Source organism: Thermomicrobiales bacterium, from assembly GCA_037045155.1.
Lineage (GTDB): Bacteria > Chloroflexota > Chloroflexia > Thermomicrobiales > CFX8 > JAMLIA01.
Genome location: JBAOIG010000005.1, coordinates 1178672 through 1196619, shown reverse-complemented (window position 1 = coordinate 1196619; position 17948 = coordinate 1178672). Strand labels below are relative to the sequence as shown.

Below are 17948 nucleotides of genomic sequence, written 5' to 3'. Positions count from 1 at the left end.
TTCGCGCTCCGGCCCGATGCCGGCGCGCGCCCTTCCCTGTGTCGTCGTGCCTCAATCTTCCCCGCGACTGACGCCTCGCGCAACCCCCGAAGCTCAACGGGCAGTGGCAATCCCTTCGACGGCGGCAGCATTCTCCAGCGAGGAGAGGTCGCCGAGGTCCTCGCGCCCGAGATAGCGGCCGCGAATGACCCGCCGCATGATCTTGGCGTTGCGCGTCTTCGGCAGGTCATCGACGAAGAGCACGCGTTCCGGCTGCAGCGGCTTGCCGACGTGGCGGGCAACCGTCTCGCGGATCTCCTGGCGCAGCGCGTCGGACTCGACAGCGCCGGGCTTCAGAATGACGAACACGACGATCGCCTCGCCCTTGATCTCGTGCGGCACGCCGATCGCCGCCGCCTCCTGGACGAGCGGGTGAGCGACGGCGGCAGACTCGATCTCGGCCGGCCCGATCCGCTTGCCGGCCACCTTGAGCGTGTCGTCCGAGCGACCGAGGATGTACCAGAAGCCGTCATCGTCGATAATCGCCCAGTCGCCGTGGATCCAGATGCCGGGTATCCGCGTCCAGTACGTCTCCTCGTAGCGCTGGCGATCGTGCCAGAAGCCGCTGGTCATCCCGACCCAGGGTCCCCGGATGGCCAGCTCGCCGACCTCGCCACGCAGCGAGCGGCCTTCGTCGTCGACGACATCGGCCGGCACACCCGGCACGGGGCCGTTGAACGAGCAGGGCTTCTGCGGGTGGATCGTCGTCGACGCGACAATACCGCCGCTGATCTCGGTGCCGCCGGAGTAGTTCACGATCGGGCAACGGCCCTTGCCGACCTTCTCGAACGTCCAGAGCCACGGCCCGGGGTTCCACGGCTCGCCGGTCGAGCCCAGCGTCGTCAGCGACGGCATCGCGTGGCGCTCGACCCAGTCGTCGCCACGACCCATCAGCGCGCGGACGACGGTCGGCGAGATGCCGAGGATCGTTGCCTCGTGGCGTTCGACGACCTCCCAGAGGCGATCCGGCTCGGGATAGTCGGGCGTGCCCTCGAAGAGCACGATTGCCGCGCCAGCGATCAGCCCGCCAGCGATTGCCCAGGGACCCATCATCCAGCCGAGGTCGGTCAGCCAGAACAGCCGGTCGCCCCGGTGGACATCGAAGCAGAACGCCAGGTCCTGGGCGGCCTTGACCGGGAAGCCGGCATGGACGTGGACAGCGCCCTTCGGCTTGCCGGTCGTGCCGGACGTGTAGATCAGCATGTAGGGGTCGTCGGCGGCAGTGTCTTCCGGCTCGCAGGCGTCGGGCTGTGTCGGGACGATGTCGTGCCACCAGACATCACGGCCGGCGGTCCAGGGCACGTCCGCGCCAGTGCGGCGGACGACCAGGACGCGCTCGACGGTGGTTGTCTGCTCCAGGGCCGCGTCGGCAGTCGCCTTCATCGAGACGACCGCACCGCGCCGGTAGAAGCCGTCGGCGGTGATCAGCAGCCGAGCGCTGGCGTCGTTGATCCGCGTCGCGACGGCATCCGGGCCGTAGCCGGAGAACATCGGCACGAAGATCGCGCCAATTCGACTGCAGGCCAGCGTCGCGACGGCCGTCTCGACGAGCATCGGCATGAAGATGCCGACGCGGTCGCCCTTGCCGATCCCCAGCGCGCGCAGCGTGTTGGAGAGGCGGTTGACCTCGCCGGCCAGCTCGCCATAGGTCAGCGAGCGGGTTGCGCCATCATCGCCCTCCCAGACGAGCGCCACCTCGCCGGCCCGTTCCGCGAGATGCCGGTCGACGGCGCTGACGACGTAGTTCATCCGACCGCCGACGAACCAGCGAGGCCAGGCCGGGCCGGCCGACAGGTCGAGCACTGTGTCGTATTGGCGCGACCAGACGAGGCCGAGCTCATCTGCCACTGCGCCCCAGAACCAGGACGGATCGGCGGCGGCGCGGTCGGCGATCTCCTCCCAGGTGGTCAGCCCGTTGGCGCGGGCGAACGCCAGCGCCCGACTGCGGGCAAGGCGGCCGGCGTCGGGACGCCAGGCGACGGGTTGGGAGGTCAGGTCGGCGTGTGGAGCGCTCATAGGAAACCCCTTTGCGGTCAACGGTGACGATCACGCACCAGTGTGGATTGTGTCCACCAACGACGTTGCGGTCAACCGAACAGAAGCAATTGCGACGCCAGCAAACCCGCCGTACACTCCGATATTGACGCGATAGCCAGAGGGCGGGGCGCCCAATTCAGGCAGGATTCGTCATGTCGACTGATAGCTCAACGACACTGCAGACCTTCACCTGTGCGAATTGCGGGGCTACGACATCATTCGACCCACGCACCCAGACGTTGCGTTGCCCGTTCTGCGGCACCGAGGCTGCCGTTCGCGCGACTGCGGCCGGCGCGACCGTGCCGGAGGACGTGGGGAAGCTCGTCCTGCCGTTCTCCATCGACAAGGACGCCTCGATCGATAGCGTCCGCACGTGGCTCGGCAAGTCCTTCTTCGCGCCGAGCGACCTGCAATCTCGCTCGACACTCGACCGCGGGCAGGGCGCCTATGTCCCATTCTGGCGGCTCGACGCGGATGCCAGCTCGGAGTGGGAGGGCGAGGTCTCTGAGACACATACGCGGGAGGTGTCGCGCCAGTTCACCGACAGCGGCGGCAACAGCGGGACGCGGATGGAGACGGAAGAGTACAAGACCTGGCATCCACGGAGCGGGACGCACGAGGGCAACCATCGCGCCTGGGTTACCGGCTCGACCGGACTGACCCAGGTCGAGGGAGACCAGCTGATGCCGTTCCCCGAGGAAGGCATGCTGACGTATTCCGCCGACGCGATTGCTGGCTACTCGGTGGAGGAGCCGGGGGTCGATGTTGCCGGCGCATGGGCGGCCGGCGACCCGAAGATCCAGCAGATGGAGCACGACGCCTGCGCCGGCGAGGTCGAGCGGCTCACCCGCGTCGACACGCGCCTGTCGAACCGGCAGGCCGCCGTCTGCTATCTGCCGGTCTGGCTATTCAACTACCGCTACGACAACGCCGACTACCGCGTGCTGGTCAACGGTCGGACAGGCGAGATCGTCGGGAAGCGGCCGACATCGCGGCGGCGGGTGGTTCTGACGATCGCAGCCATCGTGCTGGCCATCGCGCTGATCGTCATCCTGATCCTGCTGCTGCGCTAGGCAGCGTTGCCCCGTCGAACCTGGCGGACCGGTGGTTTCTGTGTGCCTTTGTCATTCGCTGCATGGATACCGTCTGGGTGATGTCGCCTGCGTAGCAAAGCATCTCCCGCTCCGCCTGCCACCAACGCCGGGGAGATCCCTCGCGTGCGCGCTCGGGATGACAATACGCGAGCGTGGCCAGAGCGGCAGCCAGCCGCCGCCTCCTTGTCATTCTGAGTGCTCCGACCAGGATAAAGTGTCAGGATGGCAGCTTCCCTGTACGCGGTCATCCTGAGCGCTCACGCGAAGGATCTCTCTTGCGTTCGACTGTGTCCAGCATGAGGAGATGCTTCGCTGAGGCTCAGCATGACAAACGGCCGGGGTGGCTGTCGCGCCACATTGCATGACACATCACGCTGGGCGGAGCGCTCAGAATGACCGGCGGATTCGGTCGAAAGGGTGCGCGTCATGGTTTGGCGTGATGGTGGTGAGCGGTATGCTGGGGGAGCGATCATCGGAGCCGAGCACCTGAGGAGCCACCAATGCCAGACGAGCGAGCGAGCGACCAAGGACTGGGCACAATCGAGGCGGAGTTCCGCGCCTGGCTAAGCGCGCATCCCGCCGCGACCCTGACGGAGCTGGAAATCGAACTGGATCGGCGTCTGCGGGCGGGTCGTGCGCAGATCCTGCGAGAGGCCGTCACGGCCATGCCGAACCCTGCGGGCGTATGTCCCGATTGTGGCCGGCCGCTCGTGGCGCATGGCCAGCATGTGCGGCGCCTGGTGACGCAGGGGGACGAGCCGCTGACCGTGGAGCGGTCGTATCAGCGCTGTCCGGCCTGTGGGGCCGGGCTTTTCCCCCCTGGATGAGACGCTAGGGCTCCTGAGTGGGGTGGCCTTCACGCCGTGGCTCGTTGAGAGCATTGTGCGGCTGGGCACGTTGCTGCCCTTCGCGCAGGCGCCGGAGATCCTGCAGCACTTCACCGGGGTCACGGTCAGCGCCGCCACCGTGCGACGGCTGACGGAGGTGGCCGGCGCGATGCAGGAGCAAGTGGAGCGTGCGGAGGTGGCGCGGCTGGAACGGGAGCTTCCCGCCGCGCCAGCGGGTCCGGCGGTGCAACTGCTCAGCGTTGATGGGGCGATGGCGCCGCTGGTCGGCGGAACCTGGGCCGAGGTCAAGACGCTGGCCATTGGCACGGTCGAGGCCAGGGCGACCGGGGTCCGGACGCAGGAGCTATCCTATTTCTCACGGCTGGCGGATGCGGAGACGTTCACCCGTCTGGCGACGATCGAGACACAGCGCCGGGGGACAGCTTCGGCCCGGACGGTGGTCGCCGTCGTCGATGGGGCGGCCTGGTGCCAGGGGTTCATTGACACGCAGCGATTCGATGCGGTCCGGGTGCTTGACTTCGCCCATGCGCTGGAGCACCTGGGGCAGGTGGCGCACGCCGTCTACGGGGCGGGCACGTCGTCTGCCAGCGAGTGGCTCGGCCAGCAGGCCCAGGCGTTACGCCATGGCGACGAACAGCAGGTGCTCGATCGGCTCGCGACGCTCGGTGAAGCGCCGCACTGCGGGTCGGAGGCGCGGACGCTGATCCAGCAGAACCACGACTATCTGGCCGCGCGGATCGAGCAGATACGCTACGACACCTTTGTCGCGGCGGGGTATCCGATCGGCAGTGGGTGTGTGGAGAGCGCCAACAAGCTGCTGGTCGAGGCCCGGCTGAAGGGGAGTGGGATGCACTGGGCGCGCGCCAACGTCAATCCAATGCTGGCGTTGCGGACACTCGAGTGTAATCAGCGCTGGGAGGAGGGATGGCCGACCCTCTGGCAGGCCTGGCGGCGTGCCGCCCGCGTCCGTGCCAGTCACCGTCGTCAGGCCCGTCGTGCCTCGGGCCAGGCGCCGACACCGGCCGCGTGCGCAGTTCCGCACCCTGCCGTCGACATCGTCGAACGACCCAGCCGACCCAAAACCATCGTCAACGGCAAGCCCACCATCGACCATCCCTGGCGACGATCCTCACCCATCGCCGCCAAACCATGACGCGCACCCCGGTCGAAACAGGGTATTGACAAGCTGGCACAGGGTCGCTATAGTGTATGTACGGTCCCGATGAGTTCTCGTGGATCGACGCACCGGAAGCCGACGGTTTTCTGTCTGGCGGATGGGCCTGGACTCCTCAACCGGGGTCGTGAGATGGGCGTAAGCCTGGTCGAGCGGCTGACCGCGGAGGGTCTGGATCGGGGAGGCGGCTTGCTGCCGACCCGGCTGTTGGAATCTACCATCGTCCGGCTTGCCGGGCGGGCGGTCAGAGGCGACAGGCGCGCGTCGAGACGGAGCGGCTTGTCGGGGCCTTTCCTCTTTATGCAGCCCTCATGTCACCCTCAACTGGTCAGCGAAGCGGTGGTCGCGCTGATGAGGCGCGCGAGGTCGTGCGGCGAAAGCTCGATCTGCAGGCCGCGCTGGCCGGCGCTGACGTGGATCGTCGGGAAGTCGAACGCGGAGGCGTCGAGCGCCGCCGACAGCTTCCGGCGTTGCCCCAGCGGGCTGATCCCGCCGAGGACGTAGCCTGTCGCGCGCTCGGCATCGTGCGCCGCAGCCAGATGCGCTTCGCGCGCGCCGAACGCCGCGGCAGCCGACTTCGGGCGCAACCTGGCAGCCACCGGGATGATCGTCACCGCGAGACGCCCACCGTCTAAGAGGACGATGAGCGTCTTGAAGACACGCGCAGGGTCGAGGCCCAACGCTCTGGCCGCTTCGACGCCCCAACCCTCGGGTCCGTGCTCGCCGGCCACCTCGTAGGACTGGACCGAGAACTCGATCCCGGCCTTCCGCGCCACCGCGATCGCCGGTGTCGATATGCCCCGCATGGTTCGCCTGCCCGTTGTTCGATCTCCCACGCCGACTCCTCGGGGCGATCATACACGCGCGGGCTATCTCGCCAGCCCGGTTGGATGGCTCCAATTGGATGTTTCTGGACCGAGCCGGGTGCGGCAGCATGGGCGTATCGACGTGTTGCGATCGACGCTGCTGCCTGCCCTTCGTGCGACGGGTCCGGGCGGACAGCGGATCAGAGGGGGAGTGGGCGCTGTGAGCTTCGACAAGACCAAGGGCTCCGGGAATGACGGGCCGCGCAACGTCAGCGCGAGCGACATCGGCGGGTTCGATGTCCGGCTGATCGCGGCTGCGGCGGTGATGATCGCCGTCGTCTTCGTCATGACCCGCGTGGTGCAGATCACGATCGGGCCGGGTGGCTATATCCACTTCGGGGACATCGCGCTCTACGTCGCGGCGTTCCTGTTCGGGCCGATCGTCGGCGGGGTGTCCGGCGGGGCTGGCACGGCGCTGGCCGACCTCTCGAGCGGCTACGGCGCATGGGCGCCCGGCACGTTCGTCATCCACGGGCTGCAGGCGTTCGTGGCCGGCCTGATCGCCTGGCGCGGTGGGCTGACGCGGACGATCGTCGCTGTCATCGTCGGTGGCGCAATCGTTGTCATCGGGTATTTCCTGTATCAATGGCTTCTGATCTCGGCCGGCTCATTCAGCTCGTTTCAGGCAGACGAGGGCAAGTCCGCCATCGCCACCGCGGCGGCTGCCGTCTGGCCGAACACGTTCCAGGTGCTGATCGCCGCGATCATCGCTGTCCCGTTGATCATGGCAATTCGCCAGGCGTACCCGCCGGTCCGTCGTTGGGGCGCCGGCCCGAGCTGGACCGAGGAATAGGCACGGGGTTCCACGCCCCTCTCCACGATGGGGAGGGGCACTTCTGTATGCGGCGTGGATGCTGACGGATATGATTCCCTCGCGTCGCGTTGACCCGGGGGAGCGCATGATCTGTGGCTGAGTCCGTCGCCATCCGCATCGACAACCTGCACTATCGCTATCCGGTCTTCGACCCCGAGCAGGGGGAGGAGCCGCGCTGTGCGCTGGCCGGCGTGTCGCTGGAGGTGGCCGAGGGCGAGCTGCTGGGCATCACCGGGACGACCGGCAGCGGGAAGACGACGCTCTGCCTGGCGCTGAACGGGCTGGTTCCGCAGCAGACGGGCGGGACGATCCGCGGCGACGTCTGGATCGGCGACTGGAACACCAAGCGGGTGCCAATCCCGCGGCTCGCGACGCGAGTGGGCGTCATCTTCCAGGACCCGGAGGCGAACCTCATCGGGCTGACGGTTGAGGACGAGATCGCATTCGGGCCGGAGAATCTCGGGGTCGATCCGCGCGAGATCGAGGAGCGGCTGGTCTGGGCGCTGGATGTCGTCGGGATGACGGACGCGCGGCATCGCTCGGCCAGCCAGCTCTCCGGTGGGCAGAAGCAGCGCATCGGGATCGCGTCGGTGCTGGCGATGCTGCCGCGCGTGCTGGTGCTGGATGAGCCGACCGCCGAGCTGGACCCGGTCGGGCGGCGCGAGATTACCCAGGTGGTGGCCGACCTGCGCGCGCGCGAGGCGGGGATGACGGTCGTCATGGTCGAGCGCGACCCGGACGTGCTGGCCCGGCTGGCGGACCGGGTGGCGGTGCTCGACGAGGGGCGGATTGTCGCGATCGACGAGCCACACCGGTTGTATCGCGACCCGGGGCCGCTGGTGGAGATCGGCGTTGGCGTCCCGGCTGCCGCCTGGATCGCGGCCGGCCTGAACGCGCGCTCAGGCACGGCGTTCGCCTTCGTCGAGCATGACGACGCGCTGACGACGCTCTCCGGCGCGCTGCGTGAGACGGACGCGCGGTGAGCGAGCCGCTGATCGAGGTTGAGGACATCTCCTACGCCTACGTCGCGCCAGGGGCGCCACCGAGGCCGGCGTTGGTCGACGTTTCGCTGCGGCTGCCGGCCGGCCAGCTCGTCGCGCTGGTGGGGCAGAACGGGTCGGGCAAATCAACGCTGGCGCGGCACCTCAACGGGCTGCTGAAGCCGGACGCCGGGCGCGTGACGGTGACCGGCATCGACACGCGGACGGAGGCAGTCGGCCGGCTGGCCGCGCGGGTTGGCTACGTCTTCCAGAACCCCGACCACCAGCTCTTCCTGCCGACGGTGCGGGCGGAGGTGGAGTGGGGGCCCCGCCAGCTCGGCCTTGAGGGCGCGGCGCTGGCCGGGCGCGTGGAGGAGACGCTGGGTCGCTTCGGGCTGGACACGATCTCTGGCCGGCACCCTGCGTCGCTGGGGCGGGGGCTGCGGCGGCTGACGGCGCTGGCGGCGGTGATGGCGATGAACCCGCGCGCGCTGGTGCTCGACGAGCCGACCGGCGGGCTGGACCACCGGCGCACCGAGGAGCTGATGGCGATGCTGCGCGGGCTGGTCGGCGAGGGCCGGCTGGTGATTCTGATCACCCACGAGATGCCGCTCGTCGCTGCCCACGCGGACCGGATGGTCGTCCTGCGGCAGGGCAGGATCGTTGGCGATGACACACCGCAGGCGCTGTTCGACCAGCCGGAGCTGCTGGCAACGACCAGTCTCGACCCACCCGAGGCGGCGCGGCTGGCGCAGGCGCTGCGGCCGCTGGGGATGCCGGCCAGGGTGGCGACGCCGGACGCCTTCGTGGCGGCGTGCGCGGAGCTACTGGCGGGCCGGCGATGACGGCGAACGCGCTGGAGTTCTACGTCGCGGGCGACTCCTGGCTGCACCGGCTCGACTCGCGGGTGAAGCTCGCGGCGCTAACGCTGGCCGGCGTGACGCTGTTCTTCTGGATTAATCTGCCGCTGCTGGCCGGGGCGCTGCTGCTGATCCACGTGGTCCTGCTGACGGCCGGCTACCCGTGGGAGCGGCTGGCGACGGCCTGGCGGGCAATCGCGCTGCTGCTGATCCTGATCGTCATCGTCTGGCCGCTCTTCGACCATAGCGGGACGACGCTGTTCCAGATCGGGCCGGTCGAGGTGACCGACAACGGGCTGCTGCGGGGCGTGGCGAACGCGCTGCGGATCGCGGGGATCAACTTCTTGTTCGTCCTCTGGATCGGCACGACCGACGCGCGCGACCTGGTGCGGGGGTTCGTCAGGCTGGGGCTGCCCTACCGCTGGGGGATGGCGTTGACGATCGCGCTGCGCTTCATCCCGACGTTCGCTGGCACCTGGTCGACGATCACCGACGCGCAGCAGGCGCGTGGGCTGGTGCTGCATGGCTGGTGGCTGCGTCGCGCCCGGCAGATGCTGCCGATCCTCGTCGCGGCGCTGGTGAGCGCGCTCCGGGCGAGCGAGCAGCTGGCGATGACGCTGGAGTCGCGCGGATTCGGGGCCAACCGTCAGCGGACGGTGCTGCGCGACATCCGGATGCGGCCGGCCGACTGGCTGGCGCTGGCGATCGCCGTGCTGGGCTCGGCGGGGCTGCTGTGGCTGACATTCATGCACGGGTTGGGGCTGTCGCTGCTGGGGTTCTGAGGGGGCTGTCAACGTCAGGCTGTCTGATCGATAGGCCGGTGTTTGGCTTGTCATCTTGAGCGCGCACGCGAAAGATCTCTCCTGCGTTGGACTGGCACCGGACGGGTGGGAGATCCTTCGGCTGAGGCTCAGTAGGCTGTCAGCGCCAGACTATCCAATCGACATTCACCCCGTATGGCTTGTCATCTTGAGCGCGCACGCGAAAGATCTCTCCTGCGTTGCACTGGCACCGGACGGGTGGGAGATCCTTCGGCTGCGGCCTCAGGATGACAAGGCAAGCGGGTGGCTGCTGATCGGACAGCCTAGACGTTGCCGGCCCACGAAGGATGACGGAGAAGCGAGCGCCGAGGGGGGTTGGAGGAGCTAGTCTGGAGAGAGCGCTCGCACTCCGAGCATCGGGAAGTGGCGAAGGTTCCGAGTGATGAGGCTCGCGTCGTACACCAGCGCAGTGGCAGCGATCAGGAGGTCGGGGACCGACAACGCGATCCCGCGGCGGGCGTAGTCGTGCCGCCAGAGCCCGGCCTGTTCTCCGATCTCCCGGGTCGAGGCCAGGAAGCGCAGGTTCCGGAGGAAGTCGAGAACGAGGGGGCGGTCGCGTTCGTGGACGCCAGTGAGGACTTCGGCGAGAACGATGTCGCACGCACCGAAGACGGCGCCGGCGTCGTCGAGCTGGTCGATCAGGCGCAGCGCCCCGCTATCTCCGCCGAGGACGTCGATCACGATGTTGGAATCGAGCAGGAAGAGGGTCACACGCCGACTCTGGCCCGGTCACCAGGCTCCTGATCGAACAGCGCATCGTCCAGCTCGCGGGAGCGGCGAACCCAGTCGGCGGTTTTCTCGGGTGTCGACCATTCGGGATAGTCGCTCAGATCGAGACGGCCGGCGGTCCGGGCCAGCGCATCGCGAAAGCGTTCGCGACGGACAGCAGCCTCCAGCGTTTCGGCGATGAACTCGCTGCGACGGCGTGGCCCGACCAGTTCGTCGATCTCCGCGACGAGCTCCTCGGGCAGGATGACGTGGATACGAACGCTCATGCGGGCCTCCCTGATCTGTGTGTGCTGAGCATAGCACACGATCGCGCACACGGAATGACTCCGTCGGTCGGATTCCCGATTCCCGATCCTATAAGGACCGGGAATCAGGAATGGGCGTGTTCGGGTGGAGCAGGGGCGGCAGCCTTGTCAGCGATGCGCTCATCAGGTAGGCTAATCCCGACTATCATACTCGGGTTTAGTCATGCTCATCAGGGAAGGGTGCATATCGCGCTTTTTCCGCGAGAGTCAACAGATTCGCGGCCGGGCTGTGCTGGCCGCGTTGTGTGTATGGATGAGGAGCGTCTATTGCCTTCGTATCCGCTGGTGTTCAGGACCCTGGAGGCGCGGCAGGTTGAGCGCATTACGCCGAGGATGGTGCGGGCGATCTTTGGCGGGCCGGAGCTGGAGGGGTTCATCTCGGGCGCGGCTGATGACCATATCAAGGTGTTCTTTCCTCTGACGCAGGGCGAGCGGCCGGTGATGGGGCCGGTGGCCGAGGGGGTCGAGCGGTCGCCGAGCCGCGACTACACGCCGCGCTCCTTCGACGCGGAGCGGGGCGAGCTGACGATCGACTTCGTGATCCACGGGTCGGGGCCGGCCTCGACGTGGGCAGAGAACGCGAAGCCGGGCGACTTCCTGGGTGTGGCGGGGCCGCGTGGTTCGCGGGTCGTCTCCGACGAGGAGCCGTGGTACTTCTTCGCTGGCGACGAGACGGCGCTGCCGTCGATCGGCCGGCGGCTTGAGGAGCTGCCGACCGGCGCGACGGCGATCGCGATCATCGAGGTCGCGTCTCCCGAGGAGGAGCAGGACCTGCGCTCGGCGGCGGACGTGTCGGTGACGTGGACACACCGCAACGGCGCGGAGGCGGGGACGACCAGCCTGCAGCTGGACGCGACCCGGGCGCTCGAGTTCCCGGAGGGCGACGGCGCGTTCTGGCTGGCCGGCGAGGCGGCGACGCTGCGCGATATCCGGCGGCACCTGATCAACGAACGGGGCATCGCGCGGGAGCAGCTGCGCTTCAACGGTCACTGGAAGCGTGGCACGGCCAACCACGACCACCACGAGCCGATCGAGGAGTAGCCCCGGGGCTGGCGATTCAACGACCCGATTGGGGGACGGATTCTTCGGCTGCGCGGGCGCCCTCCGGGCAGTGAATGACAAAGAGGCGGGGGATCGGTAGCTACTCCCGCTGGTTTGTCATCCTGAGCGCGCACGCGAAGGATCTCTCCTGCGTTCGACTGTTTCCAGCGTGGGGAGATTCTTCGGCTGCGGCCTCAGAATGACAAGGAGGCAGGGTTCGGCAGCCAGCCCGCTAGCTTGTCATCCTGAACCGCAGTGAAGGATCTCTCCTGCGTTCGATCGCATCCAGCGGGGGGAGATTCTTCGGCTGCGCGGGCGCCCTCCGGGCAGTGAATGACAAAGAGGCGGGGGATGCTGCCGCTCCGGCCACGCTCGCGTCCTGCGTTCGAGTGCATCCAGCGTGGGGAGATTCTTCGGCTGCGGCCTCAGAATGACAAAGAGGCAGGGTTCGGCAGCCAGCCCGCTAGCTTGTCATCCTGAACGCGCACGCGAAGGATCTCTCCTGCGTTCGACTGCATCCAGCGTGGGGAGATTCTTCGGCTGCGGCCTCAGAATGACAAGGAGGCGGGGTTCGGCAGCCAGCCCGCTAGCTTGTCATCCTGAGCGCGCACGCGAAGGATCTCTCCTGTGTTCGAGTGCATCCAGCGTGGGGAGATTCTTCGGCTGCGGCCTCAGAATGACAAAGAGGCGGGGGATGCTGCCGCTCCGGCCACGCTCGCGTATTGTCATCCTGAACCGCAGTGAAGGATCTCTCCTGCGTTCGAGTGCATCCAGCGGGGGAGATTCTTCGCTGAGGCTCAGCATGACAAAGAGGCAGGGTTCGGCAGCCAGCCCGCTAGCTTGTCATCCTGAACCGCAGTGAAGGATCTCCCCCACGTTCGATCGCATCCAGAGTGGGGAGATTCTTCGGCTGCGGCCTCAGAATGACAAAGAGGCAGGGTTCGGCAGCCAGCCCGCTGGTTTGTCATCCTGAACCGCAGTGAAGGATCTCTCCTGTGTTCGAGTGCATCCAGAGTGGGAGATTCTTCGGCTGCGGCCTCAGAATGACAAGGAGGCGGGGGCTGGGGTGGCTGTCGGCCCCGCTGGTTTGTCATCCTGAACCGCAGTGAAGGATCTCTCCTGCGTTCGACTGTTTCCAGCGTGGGGAGATTCTTCGGCTGCGCGGGCGCCCTCCGGGCAGTGAATGACAAAGAGGCAGGGTTCGGCAGCCAGCCCGCTAGCTTGTCATCCTGAGCGCGCACGCGAAGGATCTCTCCTGCGTTCGATCGCATCCAGCGGGGGGAGATGCTTCGCTGAGGCTCAGCATGACAAAGAGGCGGGGTCGGGATGAGCGAGGGGAGTGGGGGACGGGTGGCGGGGCGGATCGAGGGGCTGCGCCGCGAGCTGGGCGCGGCGATGCAGGCGCGCGATATCGCCGTGCGGCTGCCGGAGTGCGACGAGACGCTGGCGATCGTCAAGCCGGACGACATGGACCGGCTGTTGGACGCTGTGCAGGATGACCCGGAGCAGAACCTGCCCTACTGGGCGGAGATCTGGCCCAGCGGGGTGGCGCTAGCCGACGAGATCGTCGCTGAGCCGGGGCTGCTGGCCGGCCAACCAACGTTCGAGCTCGGCTCTGGCATCGGGATCACGGCAGCGATGGCGCTGCGGGCCGGGGCAGTGCTGACCGTCGCGGACTACGCCCCGGAGGCGCTGGCGCTGTGCCGGCTGAACGCGCTGCTGAACGCGGGGCGCGAGCCGGCCACTATCCGCTGCAACTGGCGCGAACCGGGCGAGGAGCTGCTGGCGCTACCTCCGTTCCCTGTCGTGCTGGCTGCCGATGTCCTCTACGAGTCGCGCGATGTCGAGCCGCTGCTGGAGCTGCTGACGCGGCTGGTGTCGCCAGGTGGGCTGCTCTGGCTGGCCGAGCCGGGGCGCGCCGTTGCCGGCCGCTTCGTCGAGCTGGCGGCCGAACGCGGCTGGCACGGGGATTCGCGGACACACACCGGCCCATGGCACGACCCGGAGGACAGCGGGACGGTCGTGACGGTGCGGCGGCTGCGGCGCGGGCTAGTCGGCTGAGGCAGCCTCCAGGCGGGCGCGCTCTTCCTCGACAACCGATTCGTCCAGCTTCTGGAAGAGGACGCTGGGCTTGCGGAGCGTCTGGCCGGCCGGCAGGCTGCTGGGCTTCCAACGGTCAACGACGCCCTCGACGGGCAGCGGCTGGTAGGTCAGCGCCAGGTGGTTGCGCGTCTCCTCCTGATACTCGGTGATGGTGAGATCGCCGAAGAGGGAGTCGTCGTAGCCGAGGAACTGGTGGACGCGCTCGCTGGTGAACGGCAGCACCGGCGCCAGCAGCAGCTTGAGCGAGTCGATCGCGTTTAGCGCGACGTAGACGCTGGTGGCGGCGGCGTCCTTATCCTCCTTCACTGCGAACCAGGGGGCGGTCTCATCGAGGTAGCGGTTCACCTCGCGGGCCAGCGCCATCGACTGGCGCAGACCTTCGCGCAATTCGACGCGGCCGAAGTGGTCGCCGACGGTGGTGAAGCCGGCCTCGATCGTGGCCAGCAGCTCGCGGTCGCGCTCTCCCAGCTCGCCGGGGGTCGGGACGACGCCGCCCCAGTGGCGGTGGGCGAAGGAGACGACGCGGTTGACGAGGTTGCCCCAGGCGGCGACGAGCTCGTTGTTGTTGCGCTCGACATAGCCGGCCCAGGTGAACTCGCTGTCGCGCGTTTCCGGCGCGATGGCGGCGACGTAGTAGCGCAGCGGGTCGGGGGCGTAGCGCGAGAGGTAGTCGGGCAGCCAGACGGCCCAGTTGCGGCTGGTGCTGAACTGGCGGCCTTCGAGGTTGAGGAACTCGTTGGCGGGGACGTCGTAGGGCAGGACGAGCTCCGGGTCGTAGGCCATGAGCTCGGCCGGCCAGATGATGGCGTGGAAGGGGATGTTGTCCTTGCCGATGAAGTGGTAGGCGCGCGCCTCGGGGTCGTTCCACCAGTCGCGCCAGGCCTCGGGCTGGCCGGTGTTGGCGGCCCACTCGATGCTGGCCGAGAGGTAGCCGATGACCGCCTCGAACCAGACGTAGATGATCTTGTGCTCGTATCCCTCGACCGGGACGGGGATGCCCCACTCGATATCACGGGAGACGGGGCGGGGCAGCAGGCCCTCGTGCAGCCAGTTGCGGACGAAGTTCTGCACGTTCGGCCGCCAGTGGTGCTGGGTGTTGATGTAGTCGAGCAGGCGCTTCTCGAAGGCCGGCAGGTCGAAGAAGAAGTGCTCGGTGTCGCGGATGACCGGGGTGCTGCCGCAGAGCTTGCAGCGCGGGTCGATCAGGTCGGTGGCGTCGAGCGTGTGGCCGCAGTTGTCGCACTGGTCGCCACGGGCGTTGGTGTAGCCGCAGAAGGGGCAGGTGCCTTCGACGTAGCGATCCGGCAGGAAGCGCTGGTCGACCTCGCAGAAGAGCTGCTGGACGGCGTGCAGGGTGATGTGGCCCTTCTCGTAGAGGTCACGGAAGATGTCCTGCGAGACGCGGAAGTGGTTCTCGGTGTCGGTGTGGGTGAACAGGTCGAACGAGATGCCGAGCTGCTGCCAGGCGGCGATGTAGCGCCGGTGGTACTGCTCGAAGAACTCGCGGGGCGAGACGCCGGCCCGCTCTGCGCCGATGGTGATCGGCGTGCCGTGGGTGTCGCTGCCGGAGGCCATCAGGACGCGGTTGCCGCGCAGGCGATGGTAGCGGGCGAAGATATCCGACGGCAGGTATGCGCCGGCGACGTGCCCGAGGTGGGGATCGCCATTGACATAGGGCCAGGCCACGAAGACAGCGATCGTTTCGTTCATCTCGTCTATCCGTCTACATCTCGCGACGCAACCACGCCGGCCAACCCCGACGCCACCGCTAAGGATAGCCGAACGCAGGGATGGGGGACGGGGGACGGGGGACGGGGGACGGGGGGTTACGGGTTCGTAGGGACAGGACCGGGCCTGTCCGTCGCCCGCAGGCGACCACCCCCGGTCGGCCCACGACCATGCCAGACGAGAGCGCACGCGGATTCCCAATTCCCAATCCCTTAGGGATTAGGAATTGGGAATCAGAACGCTCAATGGAACGTCAACGCCAACGTGGCACACCGGCCAGCTCGGAAGCCGACCCCGCCCACCCTCTGTCATTCTGAGCGGAGTGAAGAATCCGTCCCCCGCTGGAGCCGCACGGGCAGGGAACGGATCCTTCGGCTGTCGCCTCAGGATGACAATCCGCTCAGGCGACGCAGCCCAGGTGGTGGCCGCGGGCGCGGTCGGCCGGCAGTGGCAGCAGGTTGCTACAGACGCTGCAGAACGCCTGGTCGGGGATAGCGTGCGGCGGTGAACCTTGGCGCTGCGGGGTCGTGTCGTCCACCTCCAGCGCCAGCAGGTCGAAGTGAACCTCGGGCGACATGCGGGTGGCGTGCTGCTGACACCAGTCGATCGCCGCCTGGCGGGTCGAAACCGGGTGCAGCCGCAGGAGCCGGCGACGCTTCTCGCGATCCTCGATCTTGAGGATGTCGCGGATCTTCAGCGGCGTCGGAGGAGGCGGCGTGGTCTCAACACGCCAGGGGTCCTCGCTGGCCGGGGAGATCACGATCCCGAGGGCGGCATTGCCACCGGCCCACCGGATCGGCAGCCCCCCTGTCCCGCTGTCATCCTGAGCCGCAGCGAAGGATCTCTCCAGCGTTGGGCTGCCTCCGGCGTTGGACAGCTTGTCCACTTCCTCAGGTATGGAAGTGGACAAGCTGGCCACGCTGGCCTCTCTGGTAACGAGGTTGTCCAGGTTGTCCACTCCCTCAGGTATGGAAGTGGACAAGCTGGCCACGCTGGCCTCTCTCGTGACGAGGTTGTCCAGGTTGTCCACTTCCTCAGGTATGGAAGTGGACAAGCTGGCCACGCTGACCTCTCTCGTAACGAGGTTGTCCAGGTTGTCCACTCCCTCAGGTATGGAAGTGGACAAGCTGGCCACGCTCGTCGGAGTCAACTCCCAGAAGTAGTGGGCCTGTCCAGCGTTCGTCACCTTCCGCTTCGCGATCGGCAGGCCGTCGGCGGCGCGACGCACGGTGCGCCAGGCAATGCCCTCCACTCTGGCCGCCTCCTGGATGTCCGTCGCCAGTAGCGGCTCGCCATCTCCCAGCAGGTCCAGCAGGAACTCGCGGGCGTCGTCGCGGGGCAGGCGCTTCGCCTCGACGCCACTCTCACGCAGGAGGGCTTCGATCGACGCGCTGGCATCGCCGTGCCACTGGATGGCGGCGTCGCGGTCGCGGCTCCACTCCAGCGCGCGTGGGCGCTCGGCCAGGTTGCTCTTGACGACGCCCAGCGCCCGGCGTTCGGGGCCATCGGTCTCGCCGGGGGCCGGCGCAGTCATCCAGACGAGCCGGGCGACCGCGCCGAAGGCTGTCGCGCCGAGGAGCTGCTGCAGCGGCCGGCGGCTGATCCCGCTGGGCTTGCCGACGTGCATGATTGCCAGCAGCGCCGTCCCCGTCCGGTCAGCCATCGCCGCCAGCGGGGTGAGGATGTCGCGCACGGCGCCCTCGGCGTTGCGGTCGGAGCCGGGCATATAGCCGGTCAACGGGTCGATGACGAGCAGGTCGTACTGATTGGCGACGAGCACCTCCTCCAGCGCGGAGATGTCGCGGGTGAGGTCGATCAGCCGCTCCCGGCCGGCGTCGTCCATCGTCGTCGCCACCGCGACACGGGCCGTGTCGGCATGGTGCTCGCGCAGGCGGGGGATGACGGTGTCGGCAATGCCATCTTCGGCCGGCATGATCAGCGCGCGGCCCAGTGGGGCGCGGCCGCCATCCGGCCAGCTTCCGCCAGTGGAGAGATTGGCGGCGACAGCGATCGCCAGCGTGCTCTTGCCATCGCCCGGATGACCGCCGAGGATATGCAGCTTGCCACGCGCCAGCCAGCCCGGCCACAGCCAGCGCACTGCCTCCGGCTCGATCGCCCGCAGATCCAGCGGCACGATCCGCGCCGAGCGCCGACGCGCTCGTGGTTGCGGCGACGGGGCCGGCCCTGTCGGCTGCGCCAGCCCGTCATCATCGAAGCCGACCAGAAACTCGATGTCCTCGTCAGACATACGCGGCGGTTCCCAGCTTGTCACGTCAGCCATCCCTTCTGTTCGACGCCCGGATTCCGGATGGGGAGCGCATACCCCCCTACTATTCGAACGGGATCTGGACCGAAAAATGGGACATTGGGTGTCAGGGATGGGGATTGGGGGGATGAGGGATGGGGGACGGGGGATGAGGGATAGGCCTGTCCGCGCCGTGAGGCGCCACCCCCAACGCCGGCCGACAGACACGCCAGACGTGGCCCCACGCTCATTCCCAATTCCCAA

Annotated in this window: 15 protein-coding genes; 8 read left to right on the top strand and 7 right to left on the bottom strand. The window is 67.9% G+C overall.

All coding sequences use genetic code 11. From position 1 onward, the window contains the following. Nucleotides 1-93 precede the first annotated feature (93 nt). Nucleotides 94-2055, bottom strand: coding sequence for an acetate--CoA ligase (locus tag V9F06_15500; protein ID MEI2619015.1), 1962 nt, complete (start codon nt 2053-2055; stop codon nt 94-96). Between the two features lie 173 nt (nt 2056-2228). On the opposite strand from V9F06_15500, the gene V9F06_15495 reads away from it, so the two are divergent. After that, the gene (locus V9F06_15495) at nt 2229-3149 is read left to right on the top strand and encodes a hypothetical protein (GenBank protein MEI2619014.1); all 921 of its coding nucleotides are present in this window, start codon (nt 2229-2231) and stop codon (nt 3147-3149) included. Between the two features lie 584 nt (nt 3150-3733). Here V9F06_15495 and V9F06_15490 read toward each other — a convergent pair. Beyond that, nucleotides 3734-3898: a hypothetical protein gene (locus V9F06_15490; GenBank protein ID MEI2619013.1), complete on the bottom strand. Its 165-nt coding sequence runs from the start codon at nt 3896-3898 to the stop codon at nt 3734-3736. Nucleotides 3899-3968: 70 nt separating this feature from the next. On the opposite strand from V9F06_15490, the gene V9F06_15485 reads away from it, so the two are divergent. Then, nucleotides 3969-5171 carry an ISKra4 family transposase gene (locus tag V9F06_15485; GenBank protein MEI2619012.1) on the top strand — a complete coding sequence of 401 codons (1203 nt, stop codon included), beginning with the start codon at nt 3969-3971 and terminating at the stop codon, nt 5169-5171. Nucleotides 5172-5512: 341 nt separating this feature from the next. Here the strand turns inward: V9F06_15485 and ybaK are convergent, their stop codons facing one another. Further along, nucleotides 5513-6028: a Cys-tRNA(Pro) deacylase gene (gene ybaK / locus V9F06_15480; protein ID MEI2619011.1), complete on the bottom strand. Its 516-nt coding sequence runs from the start codon at nt 6026-6028 to the stop codon at nt 5513-5515. A 190-nt stretch (nt 6029-6218) separates the two neighbouring features. Here ybaK and V9F06_15475 point away from each other — a divergent pair, with 190 nt between their 5' ends. The 4 genes from V9F06_15475 (at nt 6219) to V9F06_15460 (ending at nt 9494) form a co-directional block, all read left to right on the top strand. Further along, nucleotides 6219-6851, top strand: coding sequence for an ECF transporter S component (locus tag V9F06_15475; GenBank protein ID MEI2619010.1), 633 nt, complete (start codon nt 6219-6221; stop codon nt 6849-6851). Between the two features lie 113 nt (nt 6852-6964). Next, nucleotides 6965-7855: an ATP-binding cassette domain-containing protein gene (locus tag V9F06_15470; protein MEI2619009.1), complete on the top strand. Its 891-nt coding sequence runs from the start codon at nt 6965-6967 to the stop codon at nt 7853-7855. Continuing rightward, entirely contained in the window at nt 7852-8697 is an 846-nt protein-coding gene (locus tag V9F06_15465; GenBank protein MEI2619008.1) for an ATP-binding cassette domain-containing protein, read from the top strand. The genes V9F06_15470 and V9F06_15465 overlap by 4 nt, the downstream gene beginning before the upstream one ends. Next, nucleotides 8694-9494 (top strand): energy-coupling factor transporter transmembrane component T, encoded by an 801-nt coding sequence (locus tag V9F06_15460; GenBank protein ID MEI2619007.1) that lies wholly within the window; start codon nt 8694-8696, stop codon nt 9492-9494. Before V9F06_15465 ends, V9F06_15460 begins: the two co-directional genes overlap by 4 nt. A gap of 363 nt (nt 9495-9857) precedes the next feature. On the opposite strand, the gene V9F06_15455 is transcribed toward V9F06_15460, so the two are convergent. Both V9F06_15455 and V9F06_15450 read right to left on the bottom strand, forming a co-directional pair. Continuing rightward, nucleotides 9858-10244, bottom strand: coding sequence for a PIN domain-containing protein (locus tag V9F06_15455; GenBank protein ID MEI2619006.1), 387 nt, complete (start codon nt 10242-10244; stop codon nt 9858-9860). Next, nucleotides 10241-10528, bottom strand: coding sequence for a ribbon-helix-helix domain-containing protein (locus V9F06_15450; protein MEI2619005.1), 288 nt, complete (start codon nt 10526-10528; stop codon nt 10241-10243). The genes V9F06_15455 and V9F06_15450 overlap by 4 nt, the downstream gene beginning before the upstream one ends. A 306-nt stretch (nt 10529-10834) precedes the next feature. Here V9F06_15450 and V9F06_15445 point away from each other — a divergent pair, with 306 nt between their 5' ends. After that, nucleotides 10835-11608, top strand: a complete 774-nt coding sequence (locus V9F06_15445) for a siderophore-interacting protein (GenBank protein ID MEI2619004.1) — start codon at nt 10835-10837, stop codon at nt 11606-11608. A gap of 1326 nt (nt 11609-12934) precedes the next feature. Continuing rightward, a complete protein-coding gene (locus tag V9F06_15440) occupies nt 12935-13669 on the top strand; it encodes a methyltransferase domain-containing protein (protein ID MEI2619003.1) in 735 nt (244 codons plus the stop codon). On the opposite strand, the gene metG is transcribed toward V9F06_15440, so the two are convergent. Both metG and V9F06_15430 read right to left on the bottom strand, forming a co-directional pair. After that, nucleotides 13658-15421 (bottom strand): methionine--tRNA ligase, encoded by a 1764-nt coding sequence (metG, locus tag V9F06_15435; GenBank protein MEI2619002.1) that lies wholly within the window; start codon nt 15419-15421, stop codon nt 13658-13660. The two genes, V9F06_15440 and metG, sit on opposite strands and share 12 nt — an antisense overlap. A 418-nt stretch (nt 15422-15839) precedes the next feature. Further along, a complete protein-coding gene (locus V9F06_15430) occupies nt 15840-17711 on the bottom strand; it encodes an AAA family ATPase (protein MEI2619001.1) in 1872 nt (623 codons plus the stop codon). Nucleotides 17712-17948 lie beyond the last annotated feature (237 nt).